The sequence below is a fragment of the Vulgatibacter sp. genome (assembly GCF_041687135.1).
Classification (GTDB): domain Bacteria; phylum Myxococcota; class Myxococcia; order Myxococcales; family Vulgatibacteraceae; genus JAWLCN01.
Genome location: NZ_JAWLCN010000017.1, coordinates 18,611 through 34,622, shown reverse-complemented (window position 1 = coordinate 34,622; position 16,012 = coordinate 18,611). Strand labels below are relative to the sequence as shown.

General features: G+C 71.0%; 16 protein-coding genes. 10 read left to right on the top strand and 6 right to left on the bottom strand.

Going from position 1 to position 16,012, the window contains the following annotated elements:
* The first annotated feature begins 6 nt into the window (after nucleotides 1–6).
* Together ACESMR_RS23425 and ACESMR_RS23420 are read left to right on the top strand one after the other, a co-directional pair.
* Nucleotides 7–390: a response regulator gene (locus tag ACESMR_RS23425; RefSeq protein WP_373049559.1), complete on the top strand. Its 384-nt coding sequence runs from the start codon at nucleotides 7–9 to the stop codon at nucleotides 388–390.
* Between the two features lie 61 nt (nucleotides 391–451).
* Nucleotides 452–1,291 carry a histone deacetylase gene (locus ACESMR_RS23420; RefSeq protein ID WP_373049558.1) on the top strand — a complete coding sequence of 280 codons (840 nt, stop codon included), beginning with the start codon at nucleotides 452–454 and terminating at the stop codon, nucleotides 1,289–1,291.
* Nucleotides 1,292–1,298: 7 nt separating this feature from the next.
* Here the strand turns inward: ACESMR_RS23420 and ACESMR_RS23415 are convergent, their stop codons facing one another.
* Both ACESMR_RS23415 and ACESMR_RS23410 read right to left on the bottom strand, forming a co-directional pair.
* Nucleotides 1,299–2,162: a hypothetical protein gene (locus ACESMR_RS23415; RefSeq protein WP_373049557.1), complete on the bottom strand. Its 864-nt coding sequence runs from the start codon at nucleotides 2,160–2,162 to the stop codon at nucleotides 1,299–1,301.
* A gap of 25 nt (nucleotides 2,163–2,187) precedes the next feature.
* Nucleotides 2,188–3,678 (bottom strand): aldo/keto reductase, encoded by a 1,491-nt coding sequence (locus tag ACESMR_RS23410; protein WP_373049556.1) that lies wholly within the window; start codon nucleotides 3,676–3,678, stop codon nucleotides 2,188–2,190.
* 83 nt (nucleotides 3,679–3,761) lie between these two features.
* On the opposite strand from ACESMR_RS23410, the gene ACESMR_RS23405 reads away from it, so the two are divergent.
* From ACESMR_RS23405 to ACESMR_RS23395, 3 genes are all read left to right on the top strand, one after another.
* Nucleotides 3,762–4,427 (top strand): hypothetical protein, encoded by a 666-nt coding sequence (locus ACESMR_RS23405; protein ID WP_373049555.1) that lies wholly within the window; start codon nucleotides 3,762–3,764, stop codon nucleotides 4,425–4,427.
* 61 nt (nucleotides 4,428–4,488) lie between these two features.
* Entirely contained in the window at nucleotides 4,489–4,857 is a 369-nt protein-coding gene (locus ACESMR_RS23400; protein ID WP_373049554.1) for an FHA domain-containing protein, read from the top strand.
* Nucleotides 4,858–5,742, top strand: coding sequence for an MBL fold metallo-hydrolase (locus ACESMR_RS23395; protein ID WP_373049553.1), 885 nt, complete (start codon nucleotides 4,858–4,860; stop codon nucleotides 5,740–5,742).
* Between the two features lie 27 nt (nucleotides 5,743–5,769).
* On the opposite strand, the gene ACESMR_RS23390 is transcribed toward ACESMR_RS23395, so the two are convergent.
* The 3 genes from ACESMR_RS23390 to ACESMR_RS23380 form a co-directional block, all read right to left on the bottom strand.
* The gene (locus tag ACESMR_RS23390; RefSeq protein ID WP_373049552.1) at nucleotides 5,770–6,444 is read right to left on the bottom strand and encodes a hypothetical protein; all 675 of its coding nucleotides are present in this window, start codon (nucleotides 6,442–6,444) and stop codon (nucleotides 5,770–5,772) included.
* Nucleotides 6,445–6,659: 215 nt separating this feature from the next.
* The gene (locus tag ACESMR_RS23385; RefSeq protein ID WP_373049551.1) at nucleotides 6,660–8,594 is read right to left on the bottom strand and encodes an ABC-F family ATP-binding cassette domain-containing protein; all 1,935 of its coding nucleotides are present in this window, start codon (nucleotides 8,592–8,594) and stop codon (nucleotides 6,660–6,662) included.
* A 53-nt stretch (nucleotides 8,595–8,647) separates the two neighbouring features.
* Nucleotides 8,648–9,199, bottom strand: a complete 552-nt coding sequence (locus tag ACESMR_RS23380) for a hypothetical protein (protein WP_373049550.1) — start codon at nucleotides 9,197–9,199, stop codon at nucleotides 8,648–8,650.
* A 255-nt stretch (nucleotides 9,200–9,454) separates the two neighbouring features.
* Between ACESMR_RS23380 and ACESMR_RS23375 the strand changes: the two genes are divergently transcribed.
* The 3 genes from ACESMR_RS23375 to ACESMR_RS23365 all read left to right on the top strand — a co-directional run bounded on the left by ACESMR_RS23375 (nucleotide 9,455) and on the right by ACESMR_RS23365 (nucleotide 13,469).
* On the top strand, nucleotides 9,455–11,368 hold the full coding sequence (locus ACESMR_RS23375) for an OPT family oligopeptide transporter (protein ID WP_373049549.1): 1,914 nt from the start codon (nucleotides 9,455–9,457) through the stop codon (nucleotides 11,366–11,368).
* Between the two features lie 120 nt (nucleotides 11,369–11,488).
* Nucleotides 11,489–12,130, top strand: coding sequence for a hypothetical protein (locus ACESMR_RS23370; RefSeq protein ID WP_373049548.1), 642 nt, complete (start codon nucleotides 11,489–11,491; stop codon nucleotides 12,128–12,130).
* Between the two features lie 223 nt (nucleotides 12,131–12,353).
* Nucleotides 12,354–13,469 carry a M50 family metallopeptidase gene (locus tag ACESMR_RS23365; protein WP_373049547.1) on the top strand — a complete coding sequence of 372 codons (1,116 nt, stop codon included), beginning with the start codon at nucleotides 12,354–12,356 and terminating at the stop codon, nucleotides 13,467–13,469.
* A gap of 70 nt (nucleotides 13,470–13,539) precedes the next feature.
* Here the strand turns inward: ACESMR_RS23365 and ACESMR_RS23360 are convergent, their stop codons facing one another.
* Nucleotides 13,540–14,481: a tellurite resistance TerB family protein gene (locus ACESMR_RS23360; protein WP_373049546.1), complete on the bottom strand. Its 942-nt coding sequence runs from the start codon at nucleotides 14,479–14,481 to the stop codon at nucleotides 13,540–13,542.
* Nucleotides 14,482–14,564: 83 nt separating this feature from the next.
* On the opposite strand from ACESMR_RS23360, the gene ACESMR_RS23355 reads away from it, so the two are divergent.
* Both ACESMR_RS23355 and nhaR read left to right on the top strand, forming a co-directional pair.
* On the top strand, nucleotides 14,565–15,029 hold the full coding sequence (locus tag ACESMR_RS23355; RefSeq protein ID WP_373049545.1) for a GNAT family N-acetyltransferase: 465 nt from the start codon (nucleotides 14,565–14,567) through the stop codon (nucleotides 15,027–15,029).
* A 2-nt stretch (nucleotides 15,030–15,031) separates the two neighbouring features.
* Nucleotides 15,032–15,946: a transcriptional activator NhaR gene (nhaR, locus tag ACESMR_RS23350; RefSeq protein WP_373049544.1), complete on the top strand. Its 915-nt coding sequence runs from the start codon at nucleotides 15,032–15,034 to the stop codon at nucleotides 15,944–15,946.
* Nucleotides 15,947–16,012: the final 66 nt, after the last annotated feature.

The window sequence follows — 16,012 nt, the reverse complement described above, 5'->3', positions numbered from 1 at the left end:
GTTGCGATGGATCAGGCCAGGCGCGTGCTCGTTCTCGACGACTCGGAGATCAGCCTCGAGATGGGACGCTTCGTCCTCGAGGAGCGCGGCTACGAGGTGGCGACCGCCCTGAACCTCGCGGAGTTCCACCAGCGGCTCGAGCATTTCCGTCCCGACCTCGTGCTCACCGATCACGTGATGCCGGAGATGACCGGCGCCGAGCTGGTGCAGCGTCTCAAGCGCGACCTCGCCACCGAGGGGATCCCGGTGATCCTCTTCAGCTCCAAGCCCGAGTCCGAGCTGCAGCGCCTCGCCACCGAGGCCGGCGCCGACGGCTGGCTCTCCAAGGCCGAGGGGATCGAGAAGCTCGGCGAGCTGGTGGACGCGCTGGTGGGCGAGATCGTCTTCTAAGGTGCGGGCCTTCCATTCGGATCGCTACACGGTCCCGCTGCCGCCCGGGCATCGCTTCCCGATGGAGAAGTACCGGATGCTCCGGCAGCTGCTGCTCGAGCGCGAGGTGCTCATGCCCGCGCAGCTCTGCGAGGCGCCCCTGGCCCACCGGGACGAGCTCGGCCTCGTCCACACCGGCGACTATCTCGAGCAGGTCTTCGGCGGCGGCCTCGACGCCGCGGCGCAGCGGCGGATCGGCCTGCCCTGGAGCGAGGAGCTGGTGCTGCGCTCCCGGGCCTCCGTGGGCGGCACCCTCGCCGCCACCCGCGAGGCGCTCGAGCGGGGGATCTCCGGCAACCTCGCCGGCGGCACCCACCACGCCTTCGCCGATCATGGCGAGGGCTACTGCGTCTTCAACGACATCGCGGTGGCGGCGCGGGTGGTGCAGCGCGCGGGCGCGATCGGCCGGGCGGCGGTGATCGATCTCGACGTGCACCAGGGGAACGGCACCGCGGCGATCTTCGCAGACGACGAGACGGTCTTCACCTTCTCGATACACGGCGAGAAGAACTTCCCCTTCCGCAAGCAGCGCTCGCACCTCGACGTGGGGCTCGCCGACGGCGTCGGCGACGACGAATACCTGGAGGCGCTGCGTCACCACCTGCCGCAGGTGATCGATCGGGCGCTGCCGGATCTGCTCTTCTACCAGGCCGGCGTCGACGCCCTGGCGGAGGACAGCCTCGGGCGCCTCTCGCTCACCTTGGCGGGCTTGCGGGCGCGGGATCGCTACGTGCTGGAGACGGCCCGGGCGAAGGGGCTGCCGGTGGTGCTCACCATGGGCGGCGGCTACGCCAGGCCGATCTCCCTCACCCTCGAAGGCCACGTGGGGACCTACGAGACGGCGGTGGCGATCTTCGGCTGAACGCCGTTCAGGCGTTGCCGGTGGGCGTCGGCACCGCGTCGAGCTTGCGGGCGGCGAGGAGCGCGTCGAAGAGCTGCGGCACCAGCTGCTTCAAGTCCCGGCGGATCGCGGTGCGCTCGCCGTGGCTGCGGGCGCCCTTGTGGGCGATGAGCAGATCGTAGACGCGGGTGGCGTCGCCGAAGCCGGCGCCCGGCACCGGATCGAGGGCCGAGAGCGGGAGCACGTCCTCGAGGAAGCCGATCACCGGCACCCAGGCCCGCACGTCGCCGGGCAGCTCCAGCTCGTCGCCGAGGTCGGCGAGCCCCCGCACCTCCTCGTCCTCGATCTCGGCGAGGAGGATCTCGAAGGGCGCCACCCGCAGCGCGCGGCGGAAGGCGTCGCGCGCCTCCTCCACGCGCTCGAGACGGCGCAGGGCGTTGCCGAGGAGCAGCGCGGCGCGGCCGGAGGTGGGCGCCCGGGCGAGGCTGGCGAAGAGCGAGGCTGCAGCCTCGTCCACCAGCCCGGCCTCGAGCAGATAGACGCCGACGGGCTCCCCTTCGAGGAAGCCGCCGCGCCCCTCCGCTGCGTCCGAAGCCTTGACCAGGCCCCGGGCCAGGTAGCGGCGCACCGCGGCGAGGATCGGCGCGGAGCCCTCCTTGCCGCGGACGTTCCCCTCCCGGAAGGCATCACGCCAGGCGGCGGGCCGATCCCGGGGCAGATCGCTGTCGCGCAGCCACTCGACGAGGGCTGCATCGGTGGCGCAGCGGGCGTCCGCCGCGTTGCGATCCGCCAGGTGCCGGCTCCGGTAGGCCGCCTGATCGAGGCGGCCGTCGGCAACCAGATCGGCGATGCGGCCCCGGTCTGCCGCGATGCTTTCGAGAAGATCGCTCATGGGGATGAGCGCGCCTTCAGGGGCTTCAGGCCCCCTGGCGCGCGAACGCCTCGTAGACCTGGGTGATCGTGGCGGGAGCGATCGGCTCGAGCGCCACGGCGCCGAGGGCATCCTCGACGTACTTCTTGTTGCGCATGCCCACCAGCACGGTGGTCACGCCGCCGGTCGAGAGCAGCGTGCCCAGCGCCTGGCGCGAGAGCGAGGCGCCCTGCCAGCGCTCCGGCACCTGGCCCGCGAGGCGGCTCTTGAGCTGCGCCGCCTCCGCGCCGAGCTTCTCCACCAGCGCGCCGCTCACCGCTGCGAGGAGCTTGTTGAGCGACTCGACGTAGCGCTTGGCCCACGCCTGGAAGGAGGCGTCGTTCTTGAAGCCCTGGCCGAGCTGGCCCAGCAGCGTCTGCACCTGCGGCCCGATCACCTGGGCCTGCATCGCCATCCAATGCTCGATGCCGGTGAGCTTGGCGGGCGCGTCGGCGAGCTCGGTGCCCCAGCGGAAGATCTCGGTGGGCGGCGGGCCGCCCTGCACCTTGATCTTGGGGGCGAAGTCCTGGGCGAAGACCGCCTCGATCGCCTGCACCTCGGCAGCGGCGTCGGCGAGCTTCGGCGCGTTGGGCATCTGCGGCGGCTCGGCGAGGCGGAGCAGGCGGTTGGGCCCGAGGATCGCGTTGAGCGGGCGGTTGGTGAGGACGGCGAGGCCGGCCATCTCTGCCTGGGCGAGGAAGGTGCCCTGGTCGCCGAGGGCGAGGGTGGCGGGGCGGTTCTCGTAGAGGTTCAGGGGGACCTCGACCACGGCGAAGTGGTCGTCGGCGGCGCCCACCTTCCGGGCCGCCGCCTTCGCCGCCTGCACGAGGCGCTGCAGATCGATCGCCTGCGGCTCCGCGGCGGGGGCGGCGAGGGTGTTGGAGGAGATGCCGTACCAGCCGATGCGGCCGGCCTTGCACTCCTTCTCGAGCTGCTCGAAGGCCCGCTCGATCCGGCCGTAGAACTGCTCGCGGACCTGCTCGATCGAGACGCCGCGGCGGTTGGTCTGCGCGTCGGCGAGGAATATCTCGGGGTTGTGGAGGAGGACGATGTCGAGGCCGTCGAGCTGCAGGCGCTGCAGCGACGCGCCGATCTGCTCCTCGATCCACGCGGGGTGGATGCAGCTCCACACGCCGTCCTGGAAGTGGACGACGCCGGGCACCGGCTTCTCCTCGGCCTCGCGCTCCCGCATCTCGCGGAGGCTCTCGCCCTGGAGGACGCCGATCTTGCCGGCCACCACCACCTGCTGGCGGCTGATCGTCCCCTTGGCGAAGAGCTCGGCGAGCACCTGGCCCACCGCGATCTCCGCGTGGCCGTCGGCGTAGTTGCCGGAGGTGTCGATGAGGTTCACGCCGTGCTGGAGGGCGGTGGCGAGCGCTTCCTTGTGGGGCGCCGCGCGATCGTCCACCCGGAACGTGCCGAATCCCAGCCGGGAGACCTGGAGGCCCGTCTTGCCGAGGGTGGTGTAGCCCACCGCCGCCAGATCCGCCTCGTCCACGAACTTTTCCGTCGCTTCTCGGGTCGCGTGCATAGGGGCGCTGATCTATCGCAACGGAGCGGGCTGTGCTACCTACCGGCGCCATGTTGCCTCTGGAAGAGTACGAGCTTCCCCGCGGAGGGCCCGGTCCGGACGATCGCAGCCCTGCGGCCAGGCAGGCGCTCCAGGTGCTCGGGGAGCTGCTCGCGGACCGCCGCGATCAGCTCGTGCACGACGCCTGGACGCTGCGCTCGCTCTTCGGCTCGGCCCGGGGGCCGTGGCGCCGGGCGGGCTTCGCCACCCGCGTGCTGGTCCGCGCCGCCACCGCCGAGATGGAGCGGATGGGCACCCTCCACGCCGATCCCCTCGACGAGGCCTTCTGGCTCCTCTCCGAGCAGCAGCGCTACCTGAACCACGACGTGGTCGACGAGCGTGTGGTCCGGACGCTGTGGCGCGAGCGGGATCGCCTGCGCCCCTCGCAGCAGCGGGCGGCGGTGCGGCTCCTCCAGCTCCGCGGCCACAACCTCACCCACCCCAGGGGCTCGCCCGCCTCGAACCTGCTCCTCCTCGCGGCGCTGGCAGGCGGGATGTCGGCGGCGGAGGGCTCGGAATCGCTGCGCACCGCCATCGCCGGGCGTTTCCCCGCGGGTCTGCCCTTCGTGGCCAGGGACGAGGCCGATTGCCTGCTCCTTCCCCAGGAGGCCAGGCGCAGGCTCGACGAGCGGGCGCTGGCCCTCGATCTCGCCTACCGGACCGGGCAGCTGCACTGATGCTCCTTGGATCGACGCAGCCCGGGGCGATAGGCTAGCGGATCCGGAGGAACGCGAAGCGATGTCGGGTCCATTCGACGAGTGGGATCACACGGTACCGGGCGGCATCCCGCTCGACGATCTGCAGCGCTACAGCCGCGCCGCGGTCCTCGAGCAGATCCGCGGCCCCGGTGCGCCGCAGCGCCATCTCCTCGTCGAGAGCCGGATCGTGATCGGGCGCACCGAGGGCGACATCCGCATCGCCTCCGCCGAGCTCTCCCGCAGCCACCTGAAGATCGAACGCGCCGGCACCGAATACGCCTGCACCGATCTCGACAGCTCCAACGGCGTCTATCTGAACGGCGTGAAGATCCACAGCGCCGTGCTGCGCGAAGGCGACCTCCTCCAGCTCGGCGACGTGATCTTCGTCTTCCACGCAGGTGCAGCCTAGATGTCCCTCTTCGTGAAGTTCTGGGGCACCCGCGGCTCCATCCCCACGCCAGGTCCCGCCACCGCCCGCTACGGCGGCAACACCTCCTGCGTGGAGATCCGCACCGGCGACGCGCTCTTCATCTGCGACGGCGGCACCGGGCTGCGGGAGCTCGGGCTCGATCTGCTGCGGCGCTCGGCGGGCAAGCCGATCGAGGGGCACCTGCTCTTCAGCCATCCGCACTGGGATCACATCCAGGGCTTCCCCTTCTTCACGCCGATCTACCAGCCCGCCAACACCTTCCACATCTACGGCTTCGCCGAGGGCGACCAGCGCATCTTCCAGCTGCTCTCCGGCCAGATGCGCTCCGATTACTTCCCCGTCGACTTCAGCGAGCTCTCCGCCACCATCTCCCACGAGGAGATCCTCGGGCAGAAGACGATCGAGGGCGTGCGGGTGAAGGCGCTCTCCCAGCTCCACCCCGGCGGCAGCTGGGCCTTCAGCTTCGAGACCCAGGGCCGCAAGGTCGTCTACGCCACCGACCACGAGCTCGACGCCCACCTCGCCGATCGCGAGGCGTCGATCCGCGACCCCGGCGCGGTGCGCGTGCTGCCGCAGGCGCTCGTCGACTTCGTCTCCGGCGCCGATCTGCTCATCGCCGACGGCCAGTACACCGACGCCGAATACCCGGAGAAGATCGGCTGGGGCCACCCCCGCGCCACCACCACCGTCGATCTCGCCATCGCCGCCGGCGCCAAGCAGCTCGCGATCACCCACCACGATCCGATGCAGACCGACACCGACGTGGAGCGGAAGATCGCCGCCTGCCGCGAACGCGCCGCGGGCCGCGCCCCGTGGCTGCAGGTCTTCGCCGCCCGCGAGGGCGTCGAGCTCAAGCTGGCCTGAACAGTCGACGCCATTCTCCCCGCGGTGCTAGGTGGGGACGGCGCGCCTCCATCCCACCCCGAGCAACCACGTTCGTGGCTCGAGAACCAGCGCGCTCGGCAGGAGCCGCATCGTGCGGGGCACGTGCTCCGCGGGTCCCGCGGCGTACGCGTCGAAGGTGACGGCAGCGGGCTTCTCGCCGCGCTCGAGCATGTGCTTGCGCGTGTTGCTGAGCACGTAGCGGATCGCGTTGGCGACCTGGCGGGGCGTCTTGAGCACGACCAGGTGGTAGCGGTCGGCGAAGACGCGGCCCTTGCGGCCCATCAGCTTGTTGAGGCCCTTCGCCGCGCGGATGGAGAGCGAGCGCATCGCGCGGGAGAGCGCCGAGCGCGTCTCGACCTCGGCGATCATGTGGAGGTGGTTGCCCTGCGCCGAGTAGTGGGTCAGCCGCAGTCCCATCTCACGGACGCCGAGCAAGGCCGCAGCGAGCACCCGGTAGGCGCGCTTCGAGCGCAGGTTCCAGACCTCGGGCATGAGCCGCAGGGTGAGGTGCACCGGATGGCGGCGTTCGATCGCGGGACGCGCGAGGTGCGGGGTCGCGGGCCTGTCGCCCATGGGTCGCGGGCCCTTCGGCTTGCGGCCGGCGCCCTTGCGTGCGCCGCCCCAGCCGCGCTCCTTCAGCGCCAGCTTCCCCTGCTCGCCTTCCTTCGGCTTGCGTGCCATGGCGTGCCTCCCCCCGAGGACCCACTTGAAAAGCATATATCGGTTTCGAGCAGGTTTCTACCGCCCGGTCGGGTCGTCGACCATCGTGCCTGGACGCGGCAATTGGACGATGTCGGCGCTTCGTCGACGTCGGGAGGGCTGCATGCCCTGCTGCACGTCGCGTCGCGGGCACGACGCCGCAGCTCCGCGGCGCGCCACGGAAGCACGGCGTTCGGTCAGCCGCCTGCGGCTGCCTGCAGCTCCTGGAGCTCCTGCCAGCGGGTCCAGAGCCGGTCGACGAGGGCGGTCGCCGCCTCGAGCTCGGCCTGGAGGCTGGCGACCTTCGCGGCGTTGGAGAAGACCGCCGGATCGGCGAGCTGCGCCTCCAGCGCGGCCTTCTTCGCCTCCGCCTCGTCGACGGCCTTCTCCATGCCGTCGAGCTCGCGCTGCTCCTTGTAGCTGAGCTTCCGCGGCTTCTCGCCGGCCTGCTCGCTCTTTCCCTGCGCGGGCATCGCCTGGGCCACGGGCTTCGCTGCAGCGGCAGGCGCCGCCGGCGCCTTCTCCGCCTGCGCCTTCAGGGCCTTGTAGGTCTCGAAGTTGCCCTCGTAGCGCACGACCCTGCCGTTGCCCTCGAAGGCCAGGATCGCGGTGGCGACCTTGTCGAGGAAGTAGCGGTCGTGGGTGACGAGCAGCGTGCTGCCGCCGAATTGCATGATCAGGCGCTCGAGCACGTTCAAGGTGACGATGTCGAGGTCGTTGGTGGGCTCGTCGAGCACGAGCACGTTGGCGCCCTCGAGGAAGAGCCGCGCCAGCAGCAGCCGGTTGCGCTCGCCGCCGGAGAGCGCCTTCACCTGCATCCGCTGCATCGCCGGCGGAAAGAGCAGATCGTCGAGGTAGTCGCGCAGGGGCACGCGCTGCTGATCGCCCAGCGTCACCCAGTCGTCGTCCCACGCCGCCTCGTAGACGGTCTGCTCGGGATCGAGCTGGTCGCGCTGCTGGTCGTAATAGGCGATCCTGGTGTTCTTGCCGATGACCACCGTCCCGCTCGTCGGCTCGAGCTCGCCGAGCACGGTGCGCAGGAAGGTGGTCTTGCCCACGCCGTTCGGGCCCACGATGCCGACGCGCTCGCCCTTGAGCAGCTTGAAGTTCACGTCGGAGAGGATCTTTCGATCGCCGTAGGCCTGGTCGACGTGTTCCGCCTCGATGATGATCCCGCCGAGCCGCGGCGCTGCCGCCACCTGCAGGTCCGCCACCTTCGGCCGCTGGAAGCCCTTCTCGGCCATCAGCTTCTGGGCCCGCTCGATCCGCGACTTGCTCTTGGTGCGGCGGGCCTCGACGCCCTTGCGGAGCCAGGCCACCTCCTGCGCGATCCAGCGCTCCCGCTTGTGCTGCGAGAGCTCCGCCTGCTCGAGGGCGACCATCTTCTGCTCGAGGTAGGCGGCGTAGTTGCCGGGATAGGAGGTCACGCCCTTGCCCGGCTCGATCTCGACGATCCGGTCGACCAGGTCGTCGAGGAAATAGCGGTCGTGGGTCACCAGCAGGAGCGCGCCGGGCAGCGCGTCGAGGGCGTCCTCGAGCCAGTCGACGGTGTCGGCGTCGAGGTGGTTGGTGGGTTCGTCGAGGAGCAACATGTTCGGCCTGGTGAGCAGCGCCTTGGCGATGGCCACGCGCTTGCGCAGGCCGCCGGAGAGCTCCGCCACCGGGCGGTCCCAATCCTTGACGCCGAGCCGGTCGAGCAGCGTCTTCGCCTCGTGCTCGGTATCCCAGCCGCCCAGGTGCTCGACGCGATCGGAGAGCTGGCCGAGCCTGCCCAGCAGCTTCTCCTGCTCGGCCTCCGGCGCTGCGGCGATCCGCCGCGTGAGCGCCTCGTGCTCCTCGAGGGCGTCGCGGAGCTCGGGCCTGGCCACCGAGAGCTCGGAGGCCACCGTCGACCCCTCGGGGAAGACGGGCTCCTGCGGCAGGTAGATCACGTTGGCGCCGCGCTGGAGCTGCAGCTCGCCCCGATCCGGCGCCTGCACGCCGGCGAGGATCTTCATCAGGGACGATTTGCCGGAGCCGTTGACGCCGACGAGGCCGACGCGCTCGCCCTCTTCGATGGTGACGGTGAGCCCGTCGAAGATGGTGCGGCTGCCGAAGGTGAGGCGGAGGTCTGCTGCGCGGAGGAGCGTCACGGAGCGCAATCTCCGGGATGCGCCCTCCGCGCGCAAGGGTCTTTGGGCCAGGATCAGAGGCCGGGGGCCGGCGGCGCCACGTCGGAGGCGGGCAGATCGGGAAGGTCGATCGCCTCGACGTCGAGACCCGGAATGGCGATGCCGGCGCCGATCGGGCTGCCGAGGTTGTCGCCGGAGCGCAGGTCCTCGGGGATATCGATGGTGACGCTCGGCTCGAGCTCGGTGCCGACGTTGAGCAGGATCTCGTCACCGAGCACGTTCTCGAGGATCTCGCCGTTCTCGTCGACGCCGTTCACCCGGAGGATGTTGCCGCCGGCGGGCAGGTCGAGGGTCACGCTGGTGTCGCGGCTCTGTTCGATGAGCTGATCGCCCACGAAGAAGCCCAGATCGAATGCCGGGGTCTCGCCCTGGACCGCGGCCCTGCCAGTGATCGCCACGTCCACGGTGGTGCGGGGCGCCACCATCTCGCCGTGCGAGGGCGAGGTGATGGTGAGGGTCCAGTCCGCGCCACCCAGGGTGGCGGTCCGCGACTCGTCGTTCCCGCCGCATCCTGCGAACGCTACCGCTGCGAAGAAAGCCACGATTGCCGTTCCGAGCTTCGCCATTCGTCTCCTCCCACGCTCCGGCCTGCAGTGGCTCGGAGGCTCATGTGGGAAGGTTCTGCACGCTGTCGGGAGGCGAGCGAGCACCCCCCACACAGCAGGGCCGACCCGCCGGGGCCCGAACGCGGCGGGGCCCTGCCTGCTCGCTTCTTGCCCTCCAATTGGGGCCGGGAGTACCGTGGCGCGCTTCCGCCGCGTGCATCGCACCCGCCCACCCCAGGCCCCCGGGAACCAGCCCCGGGGCAGGCAAGGACGCCCATGAGCCTCGATCCCGCCCAGGACCTCAAGCAGCCCAGCCCCCCGGAAGAGCCGAAGCTCTCGGTGGTGGCGAAGGGCGAGAGCCCCGAGGACCGCGAAGCCCGGGAGTGGCTGGAGAACGTCTACCAGGGCGACAGGGTGAAGCAGCTTTCGCCCCGCTCGATCATCACCGGCATGCTCATCGGCGCCGTGATGTCGATCTCCAACCTCTACGTCGGCCTCAAGACCGGCTGGGGCCTGGGCGTCACCATCACCGCCTGCATCATCGCCTTCGCCGTCTTCAAGGCCCTCGAGGCCGTGGTCCCCGCCTACAAGAAGGACCACTTCACCATCCTCGAGAACAACACCATGGCCTCCGCGGCGAGCGCCGCCGGCTACATGGCCTCCGCGGGCCTGGTCTCCGCCTTCCCGGCGCTCCTCCTCACCACCGGCCGCAACCTGCTCTGGTGGGAGATGATGCTCTGGCTCGGCGCGGTCTCGATCCTCGGCGTCTTCATGGCGGTGCCGCTCAAGCGGCAGCTCATCAACATCGACAAGCTCCCCTTCCCCACCGGCACCGCCACCGCCGAGACCCTGCGCTCGATGCACACCGCCGGCCTCGAGGCGATGCAGAAGGCCAAGTCGCTCCTCTGGGCAGCGGTGGGCGGCGCCATCGTGGCGCTGTGGCGCGACGCGCCCTTCATGGGCAACCTCGCCCTCCCCGGCCACTTCCCGCTCTTCCCCGGCGCGAAGGGCAAGGCGCTCGAGGAGCGCCTCACCTTCGGCGTCGAGGGCTCGCTGATCATGGTGGCCGCCGGCGCGATCATGGGCATCCGCGTGGGCTGGTCGCTGCTGCTGGGCGCGGTGGTCTACTTCGGCGTGATCGGGCCCATGCTCCTCGACGGCGGCGTGGTGCAGCCCGGCTACCGCGGCCTCGTCTCCTGGACCCTCTGGCCCGCCACCTCGATGATGGTGACCGGCGGCCTCCTCGCCTTCGGCCTGCGCTGGAAGACGGTGCTCCGCGCCTTCTCGGGCCTCGCCGGCGTGGTCGGCAAGAAGGGCGACAACACCGATCCCCTCGCCCACATCGAGGTGCCCGGCTCCTGGTTCGTGTGGGGCACGGCCCTCTCCGGCGCCGCCTGCGTCCTGATGGGCCACTACCTCTTCGACGTGAGCTGGTGGATGGGCATCCTCGCGGTGCTCGCCACCTTCCTCCTTTCGGTGGTCGCCGCCCGCGCCACCGGCGAGACCGACGTCACGCCGATCGGCGCCATGGGCAAGATCACCCAGCTCACCTACGGCGTGATCGCCCCCTCGAACATCACCACCAACCTGATGACCGCCTCGGTGACCGCAGGCGCCGCGTCCCACTCGGCGGACCTGCTCACCGATCTCAAGTCGGGCTATCTGCTCGGCGGCAACCCCCGGAAGCAGACCATCGCGCAGCTCTTCGGCGTTCTCGCCGGCACCCTGCTCTGCGTGCCCGTCTACACGATCATCGCGAAGCCCGAGAAGCTGGGCTCCGCCGAGCTCCCCGCCCCCGCGGCGCAGGTCTGGGCCTCGGTGGCGAAGATGCTCGCCGACGGCCTCGACGCGCTGCCCCAGGGCGCGCTCATGGGCATCGTGGTGGGCGGCATCATCGGCATCGTGCTCACGCTGCTCGAGGAGTTCGCTCCGAAGTACCGGAAGTGGATCCCGTCGACCACGGGCCTCGGCATCGCCGGCGTGATCCCCGCCTTCAACTCGATCTCGATGTTCCTCGGCGCCCTCGGCGCCTGGATCCTGATGCGCCAGAAGCCGAAGACCGCGGAGAAGTACACGGTCGCGGTGTCGTCGGGCCTCATCGCCGGCGAGTCGCTGATGGGCGTGGCGATCATCCTCGCGCTGCAGGGCCCCGGGATGATCAAGGAGATCCTCGCGCACCTCGGTTTCTGATCCGAAAAGCGCGAGCCTTCCATTCGACGGGCGCCCGGCACGAGCCGCGGCGCCCGTCGCCGTTTTCACGCGTTGCGGGCGAAGCCGCCATCGGGGATGCTCCGCGGTGGAGGGGACGACATGCGCACCTGGATCGCAGTGCTGCTCCTCGGCCTCGCTGCAGCGGGCTGCAGCGCCGGGGCCGACGAGGACGACGACGGCGGTGGCGGCGGCATCTCGGGGACCGCAGGCAGCGGCGGCGCCGGCGGCAGCGGTGGAAGCGGCGGCCTCGCCGGCTCCTGCGACGGCCTCGCCTATTGCGCCTGCGCCGAGACGCCCGCCTGCCGCGTGGTGGCGGAGCCCTGCTTCTGCCCCTGCGGCGAGTTCGCCTGCTCCGACGATTGCCTCTGCGGCTGCGGCGGCGGCGCCTACCTCGGCTGCGCCCCTGCCGCCTGCCCGATCTCCACCTGCCCCGAGGGTTCCACCCTCGCCCCGGGCCCGGACGGCTGCCCGGTCTGCGTGGAGCCGCCCCCCTGCGACAGCCTCGATGCCTGCGGCTGCTTCGCCGACGATCGCTGCGCGGCGCTCGCCGACGACTGCATCTGCGAATGCGACTTCGAATGCCCGGGCACCGACCCCTGCGACTGCGGCTGCGGCGGTGGCAACTACCTGGGCTGCTACCCGCGGAGCTGCTCCGTGCCTACCTGCAACGCAGGGGAGATTCTCACCCTGGGTGAGAGCGGCTGTCCGGTCTGCGTCCCTGCGGACGACCCGGCGCGCTGAGCGCCCAGTGGGGCGCTCCAACGCGAAGCAAATTGCGCGCGAAGCGCGCCCCTTGTCCGCTTGGTCCCGCGCCAGCGGGGCCGAGTGGACAAGATACAAGCATGCACCTGCTCGCCCGCCTGCAGCACGTGGCGGCGAGCGGGCCATCCCTCCCTGCGGCAAGGCGTCGCCGCACCCATTTTGTGGGGGTGAGGTGACGATGTTCAGTCGAGGCGCACTGACCGTGCTCCGCGTCCGCGGGGTTCCCATCCGGCTGCACTTCTCCGTGCTGCTGCTCATCCCCTTTCTGACCTGGGCGCTGGCGGCGCAGACCGGGCTGGTGGCGGAGGCGGCAGGTCTACCCGTGGAGCAGCTCGCGCTGCCGGGCTGGGCCTGGGGCCTCATCGCCTCCGCGGGCCTGCTCGTCTCGATCACCCTCCACGAGCTCGCCCACACGCTGCTGGCGATCCGCCACGGCGGCAGGGTCGACTCGATCGTGCTGATGGCGCTGGGCGGCGTCTCCCAGATCACCCAGATGCCGCGGCAGCCGAAGCACGAGCTGGTGATGGCGATCGCCGGGCCGATCACCTCGATCCTCCTGGCGGTCGGCTTCAGCCTCGGCTACGCGGCGACCCGCGCCACCCCCAATGTCGCCTTCGCCCTCTTCGTGCTCGCCTACTTGAACCTCGTGCTCGGCATCTTCAACCTGCTCCCGGCCTTCCCCATGGACGGCGGCCGGGTGCTGCGCGCAGCGCTCGCGTGGCGGTGGGGCAAGCACCGCGCCACCCGGATCGCCGCCACGGTGGGCAAGGCGATGGCGGTGGTCTTCGGCCTGGTCGGCCTCCTCGGCGGCGGGGTGTGGCTGGTGCTCATCGCCTTCTTCGTCTGGGCCGGCGCCTCGCAGGAGAAGCTCCACGCCGAGGTGCAGAACGCCCTCGCCAACCTCCGCGTCGGCGAGATGAAGAACACCGTCCCCTCCGTCGCCGTGGACGCCAGCGTCGAGGACGCCAGGGTCCTGCTCCGCGACGCAGGCGCCACCTCCGGCGTCGTGGTGGAGGACGGCAAGACGCTGGGCGTGATCCGCCGCGACGAGATCTACAAGGTGCCGGTGGAGGAACGGAGCCGCGAGCAGGTGCGCGATCACATGCTTCGCACCGTGGCGGTGGAGACCAACGAGGAGATCGCCGAGTCCTTCGATCGCGTGCTGCGCGAGGGCGAGGTGCCGGTGATCGATCACGACACCGGTGAGGCGCTGGGTGTGGTCCGCGCCGCCGACGTGCTGGCCAAGCTGCAGGAGCGCGGCTTCCACCTGCCGGGCGAGGGGCCGCGGTCGCCGCCGGGGCGCGAGCCGCCCGCCTGATCCGGCCGCATGAAAAAGGCCCGGTCCCCACGCGAGCGGGGCCGGGCCTTTTCTCTTCCCTTGCGAAGGTTCAGCCGTAGACCTGGTCGCGTACCGCGGCGAGGAGCTCCTCGCCCTCCGCGGCGCCGATCCCGAAGGTCTCCCGCATTCGCTCGAGAAAGTGCATCTCGGCCCTGGTGGCGCGGTGGTCTGCCAGCGCCACCACCATCGCCAGAATGAAGGCGCTGCGCCGCGCCTCCTCGGGGAGCCAGCCGGCCAGGGCCTCGAGGCGGCGCTCCGCGCCTTCGCGGGCGATCCGCCCGGCTGCGTCGGCGACGAAGCGCTCGAGCTCGTGGCCGTCGATGCCGCCGAGGACCGGGAGCCGCTCCGCCAGCTCGTGGATGTGGTCGGCCTCTGCGGCCGAGAGGCCGCCGTCCGCTGCGGCGGCGAGCACCATCGCCTCGACGCAGGCGCCCGCATAGGGCGCCAGCGGCGTGGGGTCGAGGGCCTCCTGCGCGAAGAGCGCCGCCTTCATCTGCACCTCGGGGGTGGCGAGGCGCCAGGCCACGCCGTCCTCCTCGAAGACCTCGCGGGCGCCGACGCCCTCGCGAATCGTCGCCTCCACGTCGGCGGCCTCGCCGTCGGTGAGCCCCACGCCGTCGCGGATCTCGAGGAGGAGATCGAGTTCCTCGTCGGTGGCGGCGCCGTCGGAGAGGGCGGCGAGGCAGGCCAGCGAATAGGCGGCGCGGCGCTGCTCGGCGTTGGCCCCCTCGGAGAGCTTCTGGAGGGTGCTCTTGAGATCCGCGCCGTCGAGCGCAGCGACCACCCGGTCGAAGAGCGCCTGGAGCTGATCGGTCGGCATCTGATCGAAGCCCGGCAGCTTGCTGGCGGTGTCGATCACATAGGCCCGCTCGGCGGCATCGATGCCGTCCCCCGAGGCACCCGCCACCATCGCGGCGAGGCAGAGCTCGCTCGCAGCACCGTTGGCATCACCGCTCAGATGGGCCCGTGCCCAGGAGATCGCCTTGTCCATGTCCGTCCTCCGCCGGCCCTTCATACCACGTCGCGGCGCGGCGCTTGTGAGGGGAGAACACGGGGCTTACGCTCCATTCGCCCGTGCACTTCCGACCTGCCAGCGCTGCGGACACCACCTTCGTCCGCGAACTCTCCACCGAGGCCTTCGCGCCCTTCGGGGACTACCGCGATTTGCTGCCCCGCTGGACCGCGGTACCCGGGGTCTCGACCTGGGTGGCGGTCGAGCGCGCCCCCTGCGGCTTCGTGATGGTCGGCTTCTATTTCGGGGATCCCGGACGGACCTGGGTCTACGCCGATCTGCTCGCCATCGCGGTCTCCCCCGCCTGCCGCGGCAGGGGCATGGGACGGCGGCTCCTCCGCCACGCGGTGGAGGTGGCGCAGACGGCCCGCACCTCATTCGACGTGCGGGAGCTCCGGCTCACCGTCGCCGACTCGAACGAGCGGGCGCTCCACCTCTTCGCCACCGAGGGCTTCCTGGTGAGCGAGGAGAACCACGGCCGCTACGACGGCGGCCAGCTCGCCCTGCGCATGCACCGGCCCCTGTGACGATGGAATGGCTCAACTACCACCACCTCTTCTACTTCTGGACCGTGGTCCGCGAGGGCTCGGTCACCGCTGCGAGCAGGAAGCTCCGCCTCGCGCAGCCCACGGTGAGCGCGCAGATCCGGATGCTCGAGGAGAGCCTCGGCGAGAAGCTCTTCGCCAGGGAGGGGAGGCGGCTGGTGCCCACCGACGTGGGCCGCACCGTCTTCCGTTACGCCGACGAGATCTTCGCGCTGGGCTCGGAGCTGCGCGAGGCGGTGCGCGGCGCCCCCACCGGCAGGCCGGTGCGCTTCCGCGTCGGCGTCGCCGACCAGGTCCCGAAGCTGGTGGCCCACCGCCTCCTCGAGCCGGCGCTCCAGCCGAAGACGCCGATCTCCCTCGTCTGCACCGAGGATCGGACCGATCGCCTCCTCGCCGATCTCGCGGTGCACGAGCTCGATCTGGTGATCTCCGACGCGCCGGTCTCGCCCCACGTGCAGATCCGCGCCTTCAACCACCTGCTCGGCTCGAGCCCGGTGCGCTTCTTCGCCGCGCCCGCCCTGGCCCGCAGGCTCGCCCGCCGCTTCCCCCAATCCCTCGACGGCGCGCCCTTCCTCTTCCCCGCGGAGAACACCAGCCTGCGGCGGGCCCTCGACCGCTACTTCGAGGAGCAGTCGGTCCGCCCGGCGCCTGCAGGCGAGTTCGAGGACAGCGCGCTGCTCGAGGTCTTCGGCCAGGCAGGCGCCGGCGTCTTCGCGGCGCCGGCGGTGATCGAGCGGGCGCTGGAGCGGCAATACGACGTGCGCGCCATCGGCGGCACCGACGCGATCCAGGAGCGCTACTGGGCGATCTCGGCGGAGCGCCGGATCAAACACCCGGCGGTGCTCGCCATCGCCGAAGGGGCCCGCAGCGAGCTCTTCGCACCACCCACCGACGCATAGAGAAAACCTCGGAGTCCGCCTCAAACTATCTATTGGCCGGATGAAAGCATCTGGCCTTACCTCTCT